The sequence below is a fragment of the Melioribacter sulfuriphilus genome (assembly GCF_051488685.1).
GTDB lineage: Bacteria > Bacteroidota > Ignavibacteria > Ignavibacteriales > Melioribacteraceae > Melioribacter.
In genome coordinates this window covers 129451-146145 of record NZ_JBPSEH010000006.1, presented here as the reverse complement: position 1 = coordinate 146145, position 16695 = coordinate 129451, and the positions used below count along the sequence as shown (strand labels likewise).

The 16695-nt window shown below is 37.4% G+C and carries 18 protein-coding genes; 2 read left to right on the top strand and 16 right to left on the bottom strand.

What is annotated here, in order from left to right; genetic code table 11:
• Window positions 1-8 precede the first annotated feature (8 nt).
• The 16 genes from fliI to ACSSV9_RS09500 form a co-directional block, all read right to left on the bottom strand.
• The gene (fliI, locus tag ACSSV9_RS09575; RefSeq protein ID WP_437347030.1) at window positions 9-1334 is read right to left on the bottom strand and encodes a flagellar protein export ATPase FliI; all 1326 of its coding nucleotides are present in this window, start codon (window positions 1332-1334) and stop codon (window positions 9-11) included.
• Window positions 1331-1954 carry a FliH/SctL family protein gene (locus ACSSV9_RS09570; protein ID WP_437347029.1) on the bottom strand — a complete coding sequence of 208 codons (624 nt, stop codon included), beginning with the start codon at window positions 1952-1954 and terminating at the stop codon, window positions 1331-1333. The genes fliI and ACSSV9_RS09570 overlap by 4 nt, the downstream gene beginning before the upstream one ends.
• Entirely contained in the window at window positions 1947-2981 is a 1035-nt protein-coding gene (gene fliG / locus ACSSV9_RS09565) for a flagellar motor switch protein FliG (protein WP_437347028.1), read from the bottom strand. The genes ACSSV9_RS09570 and fliG overlap by 8 nt, the downstream gene beginning before the upstream one ends.
• The gene (gene fliF, locus ACSSV9_RS09560) at window positions 2971-4599 is read right to left on the bottom strand and encodes a flagellar basal-body MS-ring/collar protein FliF (RefSeq protein ID WP_437347027.1); all 1629 of its coding nucleotides are present in this window, start codon (window positions 4597-4599) and stop codon (window positions 2971-2973) included. Before fliF ends, fliG begins: the two co-directional genes overlap by 11 nt.
• 2 nt (window positions 4600-4601) lie before the next feature.
• Window positions 4602-4883: a flagellar hook-basal body complex protein FliE gene (gene fliE / locus ACSSV9_RS09555; protein WP_437347026.1), complete on the bottom strand. Its 282-nt coding sequence runs from the start codon at window positions 4881-4883 to the stop codon at window positions 4602-4604.
• Window positions 4884-4885: 2 nt separating this feature from the next.
• On the bottom strand, window positions 4886-5119 hold the full coding sequence (locus ACSSV9_RS09550) for a hypothetical protein (RefSeq protein ID WP_437347025.1): 234 nt from the start codon (window positions 5117-5119) through the stop codon (window positions 4886-4888).
• A gap of 1 nt (window position 5120) precedes the next feature.
• On the bottom strand, window positions 5121-5624 hold the full coding sequence (gene flgC / locus ACSSV9_RS09545; RefSeq protein WP_437347024.1) for a flagellar basal body rod protein FlgC: 504 nt from the start codon (window positions 5622-5624) through the stop codon (window positions 5121-5123).
• Window positions 5621-6016 (bottom strand): flagellar basal body rod protein FlgB, encoded by a 396-nt coding sequence (flgB, locus tag ACSSV9_RS09540; protein ID WP_437347023.1) that lies wholly within the window; start codon window positions 6014-6016, stop codon window positions 5621-5623. Before flgB ends, flgC begins: the two co-directional genes overlap by 4 nt.
• A 128-nt stretch (window positions 6017-6144) precedes the next feature.
• Complete coding sequence (locus ACSSV9_RS09535) at window positions 6145-6360, bottom strand: hypothetical protein (protein ID WP_437347022.1); 216 nt, start codon at window positions 6358-6360, stop codon at window positions 6145-6147.
• Complete coding sequence (locus ACSSV9_RS09530) at window positions 6347-7447, bottom strand: protein-glutamate methylesterase/protein-glutamine glutaminase (RefSeq protein ID WP_437347021.1); 1101 nt, start codon at window positions 7445-7447, stop codon at window positions 6347-6349. Before ACSSV9_RS09530 ends, ACSSV9_RS09535 begins: the two co-directional genes overlap by 14 nt.
• Window positions 7440-9269 carry a chemotaxis protein CheA gene (locus tag ACSSV9_RS09525; RefSeq protein WP_437347020.1) on the bottom strand — a complete coding sequence of 610 codons (1830 nt, stop codon included), beginning with the start codon at window positions 9267-9269 and terminating at the stop codon, window positions 7440-7442. The genes ACSSV9_RS09530 and ACSSV9_RS09525 overlap by 8 nt, the downstream gene beginning before the upstream one ends.
• Window positions 9262-10050: a protein phosphatase CheZ gene (locus ACSSV9_RS09520; RefSeq protein ID WP_437347019.1), complete on the bottom strand. Its 789-nt coding sequence runs from the start codon at window positions 10048-10050 to the stop codon at window positions 9262-9264. The genes ACSSV9_RS09525 and ACSSV9_RS09520 overlap by 8 nt, the downstream gene beginning before the upstream one ends.
• A gap of 13 nt (window positions 10051-10063) precedes the next feature.
• Window positions 10064-10441: a response regulator gene (locus tag ACSSV9_RS09515; protein WP_437347018.1), complete on the bottom strand. Its 378-nt coding sequence runs from the start codon at window positions 10439-10441 to the stop codon at window positions 10064-10066.
• A gap of 10 nt (window positions 10442-10451) precedes the next feature.
• Window positions 10452-10817, bottom strand: coding sequence for a response regulator (locus ACSSV9_RS09510; RefSeq protein ID WP_437347017.1), 366 nt, complete (start codon window positions 10815-10817; stop codon window positions 10452-10454).
• Between the two features lie 8 nt (window positions 10818-10825).
• Window positions 10826-11743: a CheR family methyltransferase gene (locus ACSSV9_RS09505; protein WP_437347016.1), complete on the bottom strand. Its 918-nt coding sequence runs from the start codon at window positions 11741-11743 to the stop codon at window positions 10826-10828.
• A gap of 11 nt (window positions 11744-11754) precedes the next feature.
• Window positions 11755-13131, bottom strand: coding sequence for a HEAT repeat domain-containing protein (locus ACSSV9_RS09500; protein WP_437347015.1), 1377 nt, complete (start codon window positions 13129-13131; stop codon window positions 11755-11757).
• A gap of 362 nt (window positions 13132-13493) precedes the next feature.
• Here ACSSV9_RS09500 and ACSSV9_RS09495 point away from each other — a divergent pair, with 362 nt between their 5' ends.
• Window positions 13494-14687, top strand: a complete 1194-nt coding sequence (locus ACSSV9_RS09495; RefSeq protein WP_437347014.1) for a sensor histidine kinase — start codon at window positions 13494-13496, stop codon at window positions 14685-14687.
• A gap of 14 nt (window positions 14688-14701) precedes the next feature.
• Window positions 14702-16660, top strand: a complete 1959-nt coding sequence (locus tag ACSSV9_RS09490) for a hybrid sensor histidine kinase/response regulator (RefSeq protein ID WP_437347013.1) — start codon at window positions 14702-14704, stop codon at window positions 16658-16660.
• Window positions 16661-16695 lie beyond the last annotated feature (35 nt).

Below are 16695 nucleotides of genomic sequence, written 5' to 3'. Positions count from 1 at the left end.
CATCTTTCCTAATTATAATCGATCAACTGACGTAGTTTTTCAATGGTATCTGGATAATTTGCTTTTTCGAATATTCCCTGTCTCAGGAAAGCGTTCAAAGCTTCAATTCTACTAATCGCGAGGTCAATTTTGGGATTACTTCCTTTTGCATAAGCTCCAATATTAATCAGATCCTCAGCTTCGCGATAAGTTGCCAGTAGCTCGTTAAAAGAGATGACTTTTTTATAATGTTCAGAATCGATAATATCTGGCATAACTCTGCTTACGCTTTGAAGAGTATCAATTGCCGGATAATGACCTTTGTTTGCAAGTTTTCTGGAGAGTACAATATGTCCATCGAGAATCGACCGAACAGCGTCGGCGATGGGTTCAACCATATCGTCTCCGTCTACAAGTACAGTATAAATTCCAGTAATTGATCCTTTGTCGGAATTGCCCGCTCTTTCGAGTAATTTTGGCAATAATGCAAAGACAGATGGAGTATATCCTTTAGTTGTAGGCGGCTCGCCAATTGTAAGGCCAACTTCACGTTGAGCCATTGCAAAACGTGTAACCGAATCCATCATCAGTAGTACGTTGAGTCCCTGATCTCTGAAATATTCGGCGATAGTAGTGCCTACATAAGCGCCTTTCATTCTTATCAATGGGGATTTATCACTTGTGGCAACTACAACCACAGAGCGTTTTAATCCCTCCTCACCGAGGTCACGTTCAATAAATTCTCTTACTTCTCTTCCTCGTTCGCCAATTAATGAAATAACATTTATATCAGCGCTTGTATTCCTTGCAATCATTCCGAGTGTAACGCTTTTACCAACACCGCTACCGGCAAAGATTCCAATTCTCTGTCCCTTTCCAATTGTTAGCAAACCATCGATTGCACGTATTCCTGTTTGCAATGGTGTTGTAATCCTTTTTCTTGCCAGCGGATTTGGAGCTTCTCGATGTGCCTCGCGGAACGCTGTATAATTAATTTCTCCTTTACCATCTATCGGATTGCCCAGTCCATCTATTACCCTGCCCAGTAACTCATGACCAACTCCAACATAAAAGCCTCTACCTGTGGCTTTGATTTCGCAAGCTGGAGAAATTGAGTGCACTTCTCCCAAAGCTATCGACAATACTTTCCCTTCTTTGAAACCGACAACTTCCGATTTGCATATTTCGTTGCCATCCCTGTCGACAATACTACACACTTCACCCATAACTGCATTAGGTCCAACAGAAACTATTATTAAACCGACTACATCTAAGACGCGCCCGTTTACTTTTAATGGATCTGTTGTTTCAATAACACGACGATAATTTTCGACTATGTTCTCCAGTTCGATCATTGGTTTTTCTTATTTATCGATTCTTCCAATTTTAATCGGATTTCCTCAAGCTGGCTCGAAATACGTGCATCAACGTTGCCAATTTCAGTTTCCACCAGGCAACCTCCTTTTTCAATCCTTTCGTCTGATTCAAATTTGATTTTATTGAATGAACTGTTGTTCAATAGATTTCTACTGTATTCGTTTAACTCATCTTTGTCGGAAGGGTTAAGTTTTATAACCACTTCGTTTGCACCAATAATTTTTGAAATGGCATCTTTGAGATTTTCGTTTATCAATGTCTCTTTTTCTACTTCATGTCGTACGATTTTGCGAGCAATTTCTACGGCTGTATTAACGACTAATAATTCGAAAGCTGTTTCATATTCTTCCATTTTTTGTTCGTATGCCGTTAAGACATGATAAATTTCTTCGTACTTTTGAAAAAGTTTTTCGGAATAGTCCTTTTCGATCTCCATGCGTCCTTTTTTACGTCCTTCCTCGAAGCCTTTCTTATAAGCTTCTTCAATTCGTTGCTGGGCAGATTCGTAATTATTTATTTCTTCAACCACCTGAGTTTTCGAAGAAACTTTAACAGTCGGTTTTGTTTTGCCAGCATTAATTTTAAGGACGTTAGACATAAACCTCCTCCGGACCGCCCCTCATATTCAATGATATTTCGCCTGCTTCTTCAAGATTTTTAATTATGTCGATTATTCTGCCCTGAGCCGTTTCAACTTCTTTCAATTTAACTTTACCCATATATTGAAGTTCTTCCCTGAGGAGGTCGGCAGCGCGCTCGGACATATTTCTAAAGATTTTTTCTTTTAATCTTTCATCGGCAATTTTTAGTGATAGCGCCAGGTCCTTACGGTCAACTTCGCGCAATATTTTTTGAAGGTCTTTATCTGAAATATTTATAATTTCGTCGAAGATGAACATCAATCTCTTAACTTCGTAAGCTGTTTCCGGATCAATTTCTTCCATTTTATTGAGTATATCTTTTGTGAGGGTGACATTTAATCGATTCAAAATGCCGGCCAGGCATTTAGCGCCACCAAGTTTGCCTACCGATTGACTCATTGAAAGCCCAGCAATTTCATCTACAACGTGTTCTATCTGTTTTAGTGTTTGAGGAGCTATTTTGCCCAGTGTGGCAATTCGGTGCGCAACGTCGATGCGTAGATCTTCTGGTAATTCTTTCAACGCAGCCGCAGTTTGGTCTGGACTCAGCTGTGAAAGAATCAATGCCATTGTTTGTGGATGTTCTTTACTGAGGAAGTTAATAAGCTGCGTGGGTTCGGCTTTTTTAAGAACATCGAAACCTTTTAATGTAGTCAGTCTTTTTACTTTTTCAATAATCTCGGCTGCTTTTGGTGGTCCAAAAGTTTTTTCAAGTACAGCCTGTGCATAATCGATACCCCCTTCGAGTACATATTCACGTGCTGTGACCATACCATAAAATTCTTCAATAACTTTATCGGCCACCTTCGAAGGGATATTTTTAACTTTTGTAATTTCAGCAGAAATCACTTCTATATCGCTAGGATCGAGATACTTCAGTACAGCCGAGGCAGCTTCTACATTCAATGCCACCATCAGCATTGCGGCTTTTTGTACACCGCTAACATCTTCGAGCAATACTTCCTGTTGTTTCTCAGATTTCATCTTCATGCATCCATGCGTTTATTAATTTAGCTGCTTCACCCGGATTTTTTGTTACGTAATTGATAATTTTTTCCTGCTGTGTTTTTTTAGCAACGGCTTCATCTGAAATTTCATCTTCGATGTCATTAACTTGAAGCATGGGTCTCTTGCGCGGTTGAGCTAATTGATTCATCAAATTGGACGAAGCACGCGATTGAGTCAAAGCGCCAGCGCTGCTGCCTCCGCTCAGTGCGAGTGTATCGGCTGCAGCAGCAGTGTTTATTGTTCCTATTATTATTTTTTCGTTCTTAAGTTTCTTCATCAAACTCTTAAGTACAAAGATTGCAGAGATAATAGCGAAGAGCATAATCAATACATTCATCCATTCGTCGGCATTCGGGATGCTACCGAGCGCACCTTTCTCATCCTGCATTTCTTCAATTTGATTCACTTCAAACGGAATGCTCACAAGAGAAAATTGATCATTCCTTTGAGGGTCGATTCCTACAGCATTTTTGACGAGTTCTTCCAGTTTTTTTAATTGCTCCGGAGAACGAGGCTCGTAAACAATCTCCTTTTTACCTTCTTTTTCAACTTCTTTTGGGATATCATTGACCACGGCTGCAACGCTCAAACGTAATATATTTCCACTGCCTTCAACAACCTTCTGAATGGTTTTGCTAATTTCATAATTAGTGAGTGAATTTTCGCTCGACTGAACTGTTGTGTCTTTCAAAGAGCTACCAGCATTATTCGATTTGATAGTCTGCTCGCTTATTGCAACCTGCGATTCGGGGTCGTATTGCTCCATCGTTTTTTCAACCTGATCAAAATTGAGATCTGCATTTACCTTGACTACCGAATTACCATAACCCAGAATATTGTCGAGCAATGATTGAGCTTTTTTGGCGAGATAATTTTCAACCGATTGCTTAACTTCATACTGTTTTGTCGAAGCAAAAGCAAGTGGTCCTTCTTCCGAGTCGTTGGAAAGAATTCTTCCTTTTGTATCGATAATCGATACTCTGCTGGGCGGCAATCCCTCGACGCTGCTCGAAACCAGATTAACTATTGAAGAAATATTTTCTTTACTTATAAAATTACTATTGCGCAATTTTAGAACGACAGATGCCGAAGGTAATTTTTCTTCCTCTTTGAAAATTGTTTTTTGTGGGATGACGATATGAACACGTGCGCCTTCCACCCCGTCTATTTGTGTAATTGTTCGCGCCAGCTCGCCTTCCAGAGCTCTTTTATAATTCAACTTTTGCATGAACTCCGACATTCCCATCGTAGATTTATCGAATATTTCGTAGCCAATAACACCCGAACTCGGTATTCCTCTACCGGCAAGTGCCAGACGTGTTTCATAAACTTTTTCTCGAGCAATTTTAATTGTCTGGCCATTATCGTCAATTTTATATTGAATCTTCTGGCTGTTCAAGTATTCGACAACCTTCGAGGCATCTTCGGCAGACAATCCTGTATAAAGCGTAGTGTAATTTGGCTCGTTAAGAAAAAAGATCATGACGACCAGCAAAACCACGGTGGAAATTACACCACCGGCTAACATGAATTTCTGCTTTGGATTAAGTTTATTAATTATCCCAAGTAAAGCTTGTAATGGACTTGAATTCATAATTATATCGGTATTTTAGTTAGTTCTTTATACATATCAATTGTTTTGTTTCTGATCTCCATGAGCAACTCGAGACTTGTTTTTGCCTTTTCACCGGCAATCATTACTTCGTGGAGTTCGATACCGTTGCCTGCAATAAAGTCTTCAATAGCTTTTGCAGATTCAACCTGCGCTTGATTTACGCTTTTTAGTAGTTCAGCAAAAACATTTCCCGAATCGACCTGCTTTTTTTGCTCCTGGTTAATAGCATTGGCAATAAATCCGTTTAATCCCTCAATTTTCATGATTAACCTCTTTTATCAAATAATGACCCAACTGCCACTCCGCTTACTTTTCCCTTGGCGTTATAGAATTCGTATTTGAGAATTTCATCCGTTTTTTCCGGATAAAGATTAGCGAAGAATTGCTTTTCGGCGTTGGTTAATTCGTTTTTTTTATCTGTTTGAGTTCTTTGAATCTGTTGATTTTGATTAATACGATTGAGAGAATAATTACCAAATGAATTTGTAGTAATCTTCATATTATATCTCCAGAGAATCTTTAATCATTTGCTTTGATGAATTTAAAGCTGTTAGATTGGCTTCGTAAGCACGTGTAGCTGCAATCATATCTACCATTTCGTTAATAATATTTACATTCGACAGACGCACATATCCGTTTTCATCGGCGTCGGGATTGTCGGGCATATAAACAAGATCGCCGGGTCGGGAGTCTGTAGTGACATTAACTTCAACATCGTTATTTACAGGCGGCAATCCAACTGAATAACCGTTTTCCCTGACTAAATGATTCGGATTGGTAGTGTTCAACCTGATCAGTTCGCCTTCTTCTAACTTCAGTCTGGAAGCGAAACTGTTTTGTTCCTGTCTCACCTGTAAAAATTGACGTTGATATGGTTGCCCGTCAATAGTTCGCACGGTGTCGGCATTTGCAATGTTCTGGGATATGAGTTCCATTTTTTTTCTCTGAATACTCATGCCCCGCGCACTTATACTAAGGCCGAACATACTACCGGATAATTTCAAATTCTTCCTCCTCCGCTTATTACTTTTTGAATCATTTTATAGTATTCGCTAACTTTTTTAGAAGCAAACTTGAAACGCAATGTATTTTCTGCCAGCTCGGCCATTTCCTGTTCAATATTTACATTATTTATCCCCGATAGACTTTCAGTATTATCGTCTGTAACAATTCTAAATCGATTCTGTCTGTCAAAAGGATCGTTTAGTGATTTTAAATGCTTCGATTCGGTTGTCCTAAGAAGTGTGTTGGAATTTTCTTCCAGGAGGTTTTTAAATTCTACATCTTCCCGTTTGTAATTTTCAGTCTGAATATTTGCAATGTTATTTGCAATTACTTTATTCTTTACAGCACAATAGTCTAAAAGATTTTCGAGAAGCTTTATTGAATTTTCCATTTCCACTTATTCTGGATAATTTTATATAAAACTATCCAAAACAAGTGCCATTTAGAAAGGCTTAAAAACAAGCGTTTTGTGTGATATGAACGCTCAATGATTGGCTAAAATTAGACAGTTGACAATTATTACTCATTATAATCGAGTATAACTGTTTTGGTCTGGCCACATGAGCAGACGAATTTAATTTCTTTGACAACGTCGTTAATATCTTTTTTCAGATAAATTTTTACGTCTTCGTTCTCGTCGTCTTCGACGGTAATTTTAGAGTAGCCATTAAATTTTACATCCCTGGCTTTAATTAAATTACCCGATCTGGCAGAAGTAATATTAAAGTCTCTCATTACTATATCTTGGAACTGGTTCTTTTCCATTTACTAATGCTCCGTTAATTGTGGCTGGTATTTTTTCGAGTGGTAAAATTAAATCCGCAAGTCCCGCTTCGACAATAGCTTTTGGCATACCGTAAACCACGCAGGTTTCCTCGTCCTGGGCGATTGCAATGCCTCCTTTTGATTTTAATAATTTGACAGCCTCGAGTCCGTCTTTGCCCATCCCGGTCATTATAATTGCGAGAGTATTTTTTCCGTAATGTTCAACTACGGAAGTCATTGTAACGTCGACCGAAGGACGATGCAGAGTTGTGGCAGGTTCCGGTGTAATTTCTATTGCGTGATTAAGATTGCTTACTTTTTTTAATTTCATATGCATCCCGCCTGGGGCTAAATAAACAACACCTCCTCTGACCACTTCTCCATCTTCAGCTTCTTTTACTTCGAGCTGGGAGAGAGTATTAAGTCTATCAGCCAGCGATTTTGTAAATTTAGGTGGCATGTGTTGTACGATGAATATTGGTATATGAATCTCTCCAGAAAAATTGGGTATAATTTTTTGTAGTGAAAGAGGACCTCCCGTTGAAATTCCGATCGAAATGGCATTGTAATTTAATTTGGGCAGCTCTTTTCCCGAAATATATACAGGTTTCTTTTTTTCTAAATTACGTATACTGTCTAAGCGGGATGTAATAAGTTTATGGCGTGTGATCTCTTTAACTTTGGTAATTAGATCTTCTTTAATCTTGCCGATATTGACATTTACATACGAAAGTTCTTTAGGAATAAAATCGACAGCGCCCAATTCCATTGCTTTGATCGTGGCTTCTGCACCTTCTGTCGTAAGAGAGCTAATCATTATTACAGATGTAGGAGCGGTATCCATTATTTTTTTTAGAGCAGTCAGTCCGTCCATAACTGGCATTTCAATATCCATCGTAATCAAGTCGGGTCGTAATTTCTGAGCCAATTCGACGCCTTCCTGACCGTTGCGTGCAGTTGCCACTACTTTAATTGAAGGATCGCTTTCAAGCATTAAAGAGATCGATTTCCGCATGAAAGCCGAATCGTCCACCACAAGAACAGAAATGTTATGCATCTAAACGTTTTTCCATTTTATTGAATAATTCATTAATATCAAGGATGATGACAACGGTTCCGTCTCCCATAATTGTTGAACCTGCAATGCCGTCAATTTTACCGAGATAATTTCCGAGCGATTTAATTACCACCTCCTGCTGACCGATGAGATTATCTACTTTAATACCAAATCTCTTTTCAGCAATTCCAACTTCAACGATATACTGCCATTGCCTTTCTTTGCCGTTGCCATTGCTCGAATGATTAATTAATTCGTCGAGACCTATAATTGGTAAAACCGTGTCTCTCAGATTGATTACCTCTTTGCCCCTTATGGTTTCTATTTGTTCTTTATTTACTCTTATTACTTCAATAACGGAATGAAGTGGAATTACTAATTTTTGACCGCAGGCTTCCACGATCATGCCGGATATTATTGCAAGTGTCAAAGGAAGACGGAGTATGATTTTTGTTCCTTTGCCAACTTCAGATTCAACGGCAATTGTACCACGTAATTTTGTTACATTTGTCTTAACCACATCCATTCCCACTCCACGACCGGAGACATTACTGACCTGTTCAGCAGTCGAAAAGCCGGGGTGGAAAATCAAATTATAAGCTTCCTGTTTGGAGAGTTCTTTGGCTCTTTCGGGAGCAAGGAAACCTTTCTTAATTGCCTTATCTTTAATCACTTCAGGATCAATTCCTTTTCCGTCGTCTTCAATTGTAATTACGATATTATTACCCTCGTGCTCTGCTGAAAGAATAACAGTTCCCGTACGCGGTTTGCCTGCAGCTTCGCGAACCTCTGGCTTTTCAACTCCATGATCAACGGCATTACGAATTAAGTGCACAAGGGGATCGTTAATTTCTTCGATCAGATTTTTATCTACTTCGGTATCCTCACCAAAAATTTTCAATTCCACTTCTTTATTCAATTCTTTGCACAAATCCCTGACTAACCGGGGAAATCTATTGAAGACTTTACCAATCTTAATCATTCTCAGTTTCATTACCACAAGCTGTAACTCTGTAGTCATAAGGTCAATTTGTTTGGTGGCGTCGGCAAGGTCTTTTGCGTAGTTGGTGCCTTCATACTCTAAAGCAAATTGATTGTTGACCTGAGTCAGTCTGTTCCTTCCCAATACCAGCTCCGACGCTATATTCAAGAGCGCATCCAGGCGTTCAATTTCGACGCGAATAGTATTGTCTGTTTTCTTGGACTCTGTCTTTGGAGCTGCTTTCGGTAATGAAACTTTTTTCTGTTGGACGGTCACTACAGTTTCATCGGTTTTCTGATTATTTCCGTCTGCAAAAGAAGAATTGTTTTCCTCCTCAGTAACTGTTTGTTCTGTAGGAATAGTCGAATTTTCTCCTTTCGTTTCGGAAGGGCTGGATGATTCGTTAGGGGTGGTATCAGAATTTAGGCCTGTAAGAAGATTTTGCAAAACGTTAATTACATTAGCTATCTCTACATCTTCGTTTTTATCGTTTTCAATTTTCACCAGTAATTCTTTGATCGTATCAAATCCAAGCAGAATACCGTCCATCAGTTCACTGGAAAGCTTTGCTTCCCCTTTTCTTAACTTATTCAAAATATCTTCGCATTTATGCGTAACTTCCGGCAGTTTTTCTAATCCTAAAAAACCGGAGGTTCCTTTGATGGTATGAAATGACCTGAAAATCTTGTTCAGGAGGTCCAGATCCTGAGGTGACTTTTCAAGTTCCATCAAGTCGACATCGAGATTTTCAAGAATTTCTTTTGTCTCCAGCAAAAAGCTGTCGACAATTTCTTTCATCTCCGGATCGACGAGCATTGGGTTTTGTGTTATGTCAGCCATTGTTCCGAAAAAGTTTGTCTATTTCTTCCTGCGACGTTTTATTTCCGTTATCGTTATTATTTCGTTTTGCCTGTTCAATTAGCTGGTCAGCAACCGACTGATGAGCTTCGCTTCTATCGTACTTAGCATTGGGATTAAATGCTTTGGGATCTACTTTTGGAGTTTCTGCATGGGGCAATACAAATCCTTCCTGTTTATTGAAATCGATCAACAACGAAGATAATTTTTCCTGCACAGAATGGATGAGGTGATTGACAGAAGCAAGTTGCTGCGCCGTTATATCCTGTACCTGAAGTGAAATCGTAATGTTTGTAGCATCCAGTTCAATCTTATTAATAACTTCCTCGAGCGAAATAACTTTACTTTCCAGCTCGTCAATACTTAAATTGGACTTCAGTTCCTCCAGCGTTTCGCTCGATGCAGGTACTTTTTGCGCAAATGCATCGAGAGCAACTCTTTGATTGAGAAATCCGTTTTTCAGATCGCTCAATTCGTTTTTTATTTTTATCATATCATTCGACATTGAATCTACAATATCGAGTATTTCACTGGTAGCAATTTCCGTTGCGCTTGTAACACTGCTAATTTGATGAGCCGCTTTCGGAATTTTACTTGTGGTATCCTGTATTGAATTGTTAACATTTTCAAGTAGCGGGACTATGTCGGTCATAAAATCGATAATTTTTTTGAAGAGGGGAACAATTTTCTGACCGAATATAAAAAACTGCTTCAAGTCCCCTAACTTTTCAAATACCTGTTCCATACTGAGTTTATTTTCCATTATGTACCTCTTATTAAGCGCTGGCTAAAATTTGTTCAATTTTTTCACGTAGAATTTGAGGAGTAAAAGGTTTTACAATATAATTGTTCACTCTTGCCTGTAATGCCTCAAGAATATCTTCTTTTAATCCCCTTGTAGTAACCATTAAGATGGGGATCGATTGTTTCTTTTCGTCCGAACGAATAGCTTTGACCAGTTCGAGTCCCGAAACTTCGGGCATATTCCAGTCAGTAATTACAAAATTGATTGAATCATCGGAATTCAATTTCGTCAGAGCTTCTTTGCCATCGCTGGCTTCGACGAAATTATCGTACCCGATTGATTTGAGGGAATTTGCAACAATTCTCCTCATTGTAACAGAATCGTCCACAACTAAGAATTTTAGTGCCATTTTATTACTCCTAATTCAAATATTTTGAAACTTCGTATAGTACTCTTTCCGGATCAAAGGGTTTAATTAAATATGAATTTGCGCCGTATTCCAGTCCGCGATGTATGTCTTCACTGCTGCCTAATGAAGAAAGCACAATTATTGGAAGTTCTTTATATTCTTCATTTTCCCTTATCGATTTGATCAACTGAAAGCCGTCGACATTCGGCATATTCAGGTCTGTTATCAGCAGATCGATTTTATTACCGGGTAATTTTTCCAGAGCTTCCATACCATCGGCGCAGGCAATGATTTCGTATCCCTTCGTGCTTAATGCTACACTAACAAACTTTCTGATTGTGGGAGAATCGTCTGCTATTAATATTACACGTTTCATTTATAAAACTACTCCTTTTTATATCCAACGGTTTTTGGAAAACTGACCACCTTAAAAGCTTTCGAAATTCCCTGCAATGTTTCAGAATATCCAATAAAAAGATAGCCTCCGCGATTGAGAGAATTATATAAATGAGAAACCACCTTTATTTTCGAAGCAGTGTCGAAATAAATTAAGACGTTCGCACAAAAAATAACATCGAAACCAGTCATTGTACGCATCATTATGTCGTCATAAAGATTCATTACTTTAAACGAGACAAACTGCTTAATTTCAGGTACCACTTCATACGAATTTCCATTTATTTTGAAATACTTCTTGAGATAATAAGGTGGAATGTTCCGAATTGAATATTCTTTATAAACTCCCTCTTTGGCAGTTTCCACTACACTTGCGTTGATATCAGTACCCACAATTTCCAGATTAACATCGGGAAATTTCGGTTGAATTAAATCGTGGAAAACCATTGCAATTGAATAAGCTTCTTCACCAGAAGAACTTGCAGCACTCCAGATTCTAATCTTATTTTTCTGAGCAGGCAACAAGCCAGGTTGAAATTTTTTATTGTTGATAATTTCCTGAAATATTTTCGATGCCATAGCATCGAGCTGAGGTTGATTTCTAAAAAAGAAGGTTTCGTTGATTGTAATTGCTTCGTAAAAATATCGTTTTTCTTCTGGGTTGGAATTTCGCTTGAGAAGCAAAAAATATTCATCGAAACTCTTTAGCCCCAGATAATTTATGCGTCTTTGTAATCTGCTTTCGAGAAGATATTTTTTATTATCCTGGAAATAAATTCCGGTATTTTCATATATATATTTCCGAATTTCCTGGAATAACGGAAGTGACATTGTCATTGGCTTGGGAAGTACATTACCCAAGTTTTTTCTGAAGTCCGATAATTTCAAATCTGATGGCTGATTCATAATCTTTTCAATTAAATAGTGGATTTTCTGTAATTAACAATTTCAGCGGCGCGTTCGCGTACCATTTCATCCTCGTCGTTACTCAACCTGGCAAGTGTCTCGGTCGAAGCATCGATTTCGAGTAACTCGAGAATTTCAATCAATCTCATTTTATTCCAGATATTCTCGTCTGCCACCATCGTATCTACAAAAAGAAACGCCGTTTCTACATCGAGATAGAAAAGGATTTCCATACTTGTACGTCTTACTTCTTCATCCGGATGACTTAGATAATTGCTTACCGCGTGGAGTATATTGCGAATTAAGAGTAATGGTATCGCTTCTTTTTGTTCTTCACCTAATGACGAGATAATGCCCATCAGGAGGTTCAATATATGTTTTATATTTTCGGGTTTCGAGTCGAGCAGATGCGGAATTTCTTCGAGAAAATATCCAATATTGTTGTAAATTTTTTCACGCACCATATCATCCAGCTCGTAATCGTCACCCAGGAATTTTAAACTTGCGATAAGAATATCCTTATCGTTAAATATCTTTACCATTTTCAGGGCAATTTTTTTGTGGTCGGCACTGCCTTCATTAAGCGTATACAAAAGAAGGCTTTTCATCTTGTCTTCGTATGGAATATCAAGATTAAACTTTTCCTTTAACTGGTAAATTGACGTAATTAATGGCCACACGAGCGGCCCGTGTATATTGGGAATTTGTTCTAATAAAAAGAAATATGTATTAATATCGCCGATCGTGCCCAAACTTTCGATAATCGAATATTTTGTCAGGTCGTCTTCTCTGTTGAATCTCGAAAGGAGAAAATCGAGAGCTCTTTGCGAACCAATTTTACCCAGCGCTTCGACAATCGTAGGTTTATACAATTCATTCCGTTCGTAAAAAAGAAGCAAGATATCGATTGACTCTTCGAACTTGATATTTCCAAGCGCTTCGATGCATGCAAGAATTACATTATCGTTATCTGTTGCGCTTAATACTTCCATTATATGATTTCCTGCTGCTGGGTCGCCAATCAATCCGAGCAAATCGATGATAAATTTCTGGTCGTCGTCGCTTTTATCGCTATTGTATTCGATCAGCCATTGGACGGATAGACTCCCAAATTTTACCAGAATTTCGCCAGCAAGATTGCGGACTGAAATATCTTCAGAGGAAATAAAAGGGACTATCAGTTTAGGTGCTTTCTCCGGCTTTCTGCTCAATAGCAGCATACTTGCCGCATTACGGACTCCTTTATCTTCATGAGAAATCAGTCCGCATACAAATTCAAGGTCATTCTCCAAATTTTCTTTATCGACAAGTGAATAGAGTTCCTGAATGATGTCGTCAGCAGACTTCTTTTCTGAACTTGCAGTTTGGTTGTAAATGTCTTTTCCCATAATGTCTTATGTTTTGTTTGCTTTATTAATACAAGAAATATGCCTCTTTAATTAGCATCTTTTTTAACCCTATTTAATCGATATCTATTAAATACTCTGCTGAATATTAGCCAGCTGTCAAAAAATCTTCATTGTATTATCGAACTATTTATCGAAAGTTTTAGGAAAAATTGAATATATTTTGTCTATTTTTCTTCAAAAAGATTTTCTAATTAAATTAAATAATTAAAAATTTTTTTCGATAATTATAATGTTTATTAGAATGTGTTTATTAAATAAAAAGATTGTTTTAAAAAGAAGGGCAAAAATATGGGCAAATTGGCGGAAAAATCAGATAACTTTTTTATATTAGAATTACTATAATGGCACTTAATGCAAAAAATATCGATAACAGCCACATTCAAACATTATTTTCATTACTTAATAGTTTGGATGTAGGCTTTTTTATATCCGACAAAAGCGGTAAAATAATCAACACAAACAGCTCACTTTATAATTTATTTAATATCGGATTCGATTCGACTATAACGAAGGATACAGGTAAATTTTTTGAATATATAAAAGAGCACTTTATCAGCAATATATTCAATTTTGAGCCTATCGAAAAATTCACATATGATTTCACTCAGAATTTCAGTACGATCTTACCTGCAAAAGGCAATAGTTTTATCAAAATAGTAACATATCCTCTCATTGGTCTATCACAGGAAATGAGGTTATGGGCTTTTTTTGACATTTCTGAAAAAATAAGAGGCGGCTTAACTTTACCGGTTAATTTACCTGCCGTCACTGACGAACAATTAGAGGAAATTGAGGGGGTAGATAGCGTCAATAAACTCAAAGAAGAAAACAAGGAATTGAGAGAAGAACTAAACGCTAAGGATAAATTTATATCCGTTATTGCACACGATTTAAAAAGCCCTTTTCAGGGATTACTCGGAATTTTTGATATAATATCGGAAACCTTCGACGAATTGAATCCAGAGGAACTAAGACGTTATCTCGGATATGCAAAATCGTCCGTAAAAAATCTCTACAATCTTGTTGACGAACTTCTCAACTGGTCGAGACTACTGCTCGGACAGGTGAAAGTAAATCCAGCCAGAATAAATCTGACAGATATTTACAATAACATAATTGAACTGAACAAACACGCTCTTAACAACAAAAAGTTGACTGTTATTAATTATCTGAGCGAAAATTTAATTGCCTATGCCGATGAAAATATGGTGCATACTGTATTTCGTAATCTTCTTTCGAACGCAATTAAATTTTCTCATCGAGGTGGTACAATCATTATCAATGGCAAACGAACAAACGGTAATATTGAGATTTCCGTAAGTGATCAGGGTATCGGTATGGATAAAGAAACGCAGGAAAAATTGTTCAAATTGGGTGAACAGGTAAATATGCTTGGCACCGAAAATGAACCTGGATCAGGTCTTGGGTTATTGTTATCAAAAGAGATGGTAGAACTAAATAACGGTAAAATCTGGTTTGAAAGCGAAATCGATAAAGGGACTACATTCTTTGTTTCATTACCCAAAGCAGAATAAACAGGAATTTGTAGATGAATAATAATCTCTCAAAACTATTGGAATTATTCAACAGTATGAAATCGACTCCAAATATTGATTCACTTCTACTCAATGCTTTCGATCATTCATTCGATGCCATTGTTATCTTAAAAGATTACTCAATTATTTATCACAACAAAGTATTTCGTAATACTTTCGGTTACATCGATAGGGACCAGCTTATTTACCGTCAATTCACAGAATTTATCCATGAGAAATATTTCAAACGCTTCAAGGAGAAAGTAGAAGAATGTAGAAACACTTCGACTGAATTGAAGAATTATCATCTTCGTGGTATTAAAAAAGATATGACAGAGTTCGACATAGAAATTAATCTTAAAACTATTCCGTTAGACAACGAAGTTTATGATTTAATATTTATTCGAGACATTACTGAAAAAAAGAAAATTTCCGAACAGATAAATAAACTTTCCCGCATTGTGGATCAAAGTTCCTCAATTATCATCATAACCGACCTCGAAGGGAGAATCGAGTACACAAATCCAAAATTCACCGAAGTAACGGGATATTTTTTCGAAGAAGTTTACGGTAAAAAAACCAGTATACTAAAATCGGGATATACCTCAGAGCACATTTATAAAGACCTGTGGGAAAATATATTGTCTGGAAAAGAATGGCGTGGCGAATTTAAGAACAAAAAGAAAAACGGTGAATTATATTGGGAATCAGTTAGCATCTCACCCATTCGTAATGAAGACGGCGAAATAACGAATTTCCTCGCTATCAAAGAAGATATTACTGAAAAGAAAGAAATGGAATTTGAGCTCAAAAGAGCTCTTGACAGTTCGGAAGAAGCCAATCGGCTTAAATCCACTCTACTTTCAAATATGAGTCACGAATTGAGAACTCCATTAACTGGGATAATCGGATTTGCCAGCTTACTGAGAGACGACCTTAAAAATACCGATCAGGTGGAAATGGTCGATAAAATTTTGAAATCCGGCAAGCGTTTACTCATTACCCTTAATTCAATTCTTAATTTATCTGAAATCGAATCCGGCACAATACCAATCAATATAACAGAATTCAATCTCGGCTCGTATACGAAGTATTTTCTTACAAATTATAATAAAACAGCAGCGGAAAAATCCCTTACGTTCGACATAAAAGTGCTTAATAATGATATTAATGCTGTAGCAGACGAAAATTTATTTAAACAAATTTTAATGCACATAGTAGACAATGCGATCAAATTTACTCAAAAAGGTGGAGTGACAGTAGAAGTCAATTCAAAAATTGGACCGGATAACCAGATACTGGCAACCATAAGAGTAATTGATACTGGTATTGGCATAGCTAAAAAGGATCAGGAAAAAATATTCAGAGAATTCCGCCAGATAAGTGAAGGCATTAGGAGAAATTTTGAAGGCAGCGGACTCGGCCTTGCAGTTGCAAAAAAAATGGCAAACTTGATGAATGGTGACATTAGCGTCGAAAGTGAACTAGGCAAAGGTTCAATCTTTACAATCACTCTGCCGGGCACATTTAACAATAAAGAACTTGCTCCTATCGAAAAAAAATCACGTCGAACGGACAAAAATAAAATTATCTCACCTGACGAAAGCAAACCCAGAATTCTAAGTATAGAGGACAATATTCTCAATGCCGAACTTGTAAGCCTCTATCTAAAAGAAATTTGCGAAGTTGATACTGCATTCGATTATTATGAAGCTATCGAAAAATTAAAGCATGGCACTTATACTGCCATTCTTGTTGACATCAACCTTGGAAGTGGACCTTCAGGAATCGATTTTGCAAGAGAAGTAAGGAAAAATTCAGCATACAAAAACCTGCCACTTATAGCAATAACCGGGTATGCGCTCCTTCGCGACGAGAAAAAACTCCTTAAGGAAGGTTTCGACTATTATATTGCTAAACCTTATGAACAGGATGACCTTCTGGAAATTATCCATACTATAATTAAAAAATAATTTTTAAAGTGGGGGACCACAAAATATGTGGTCCT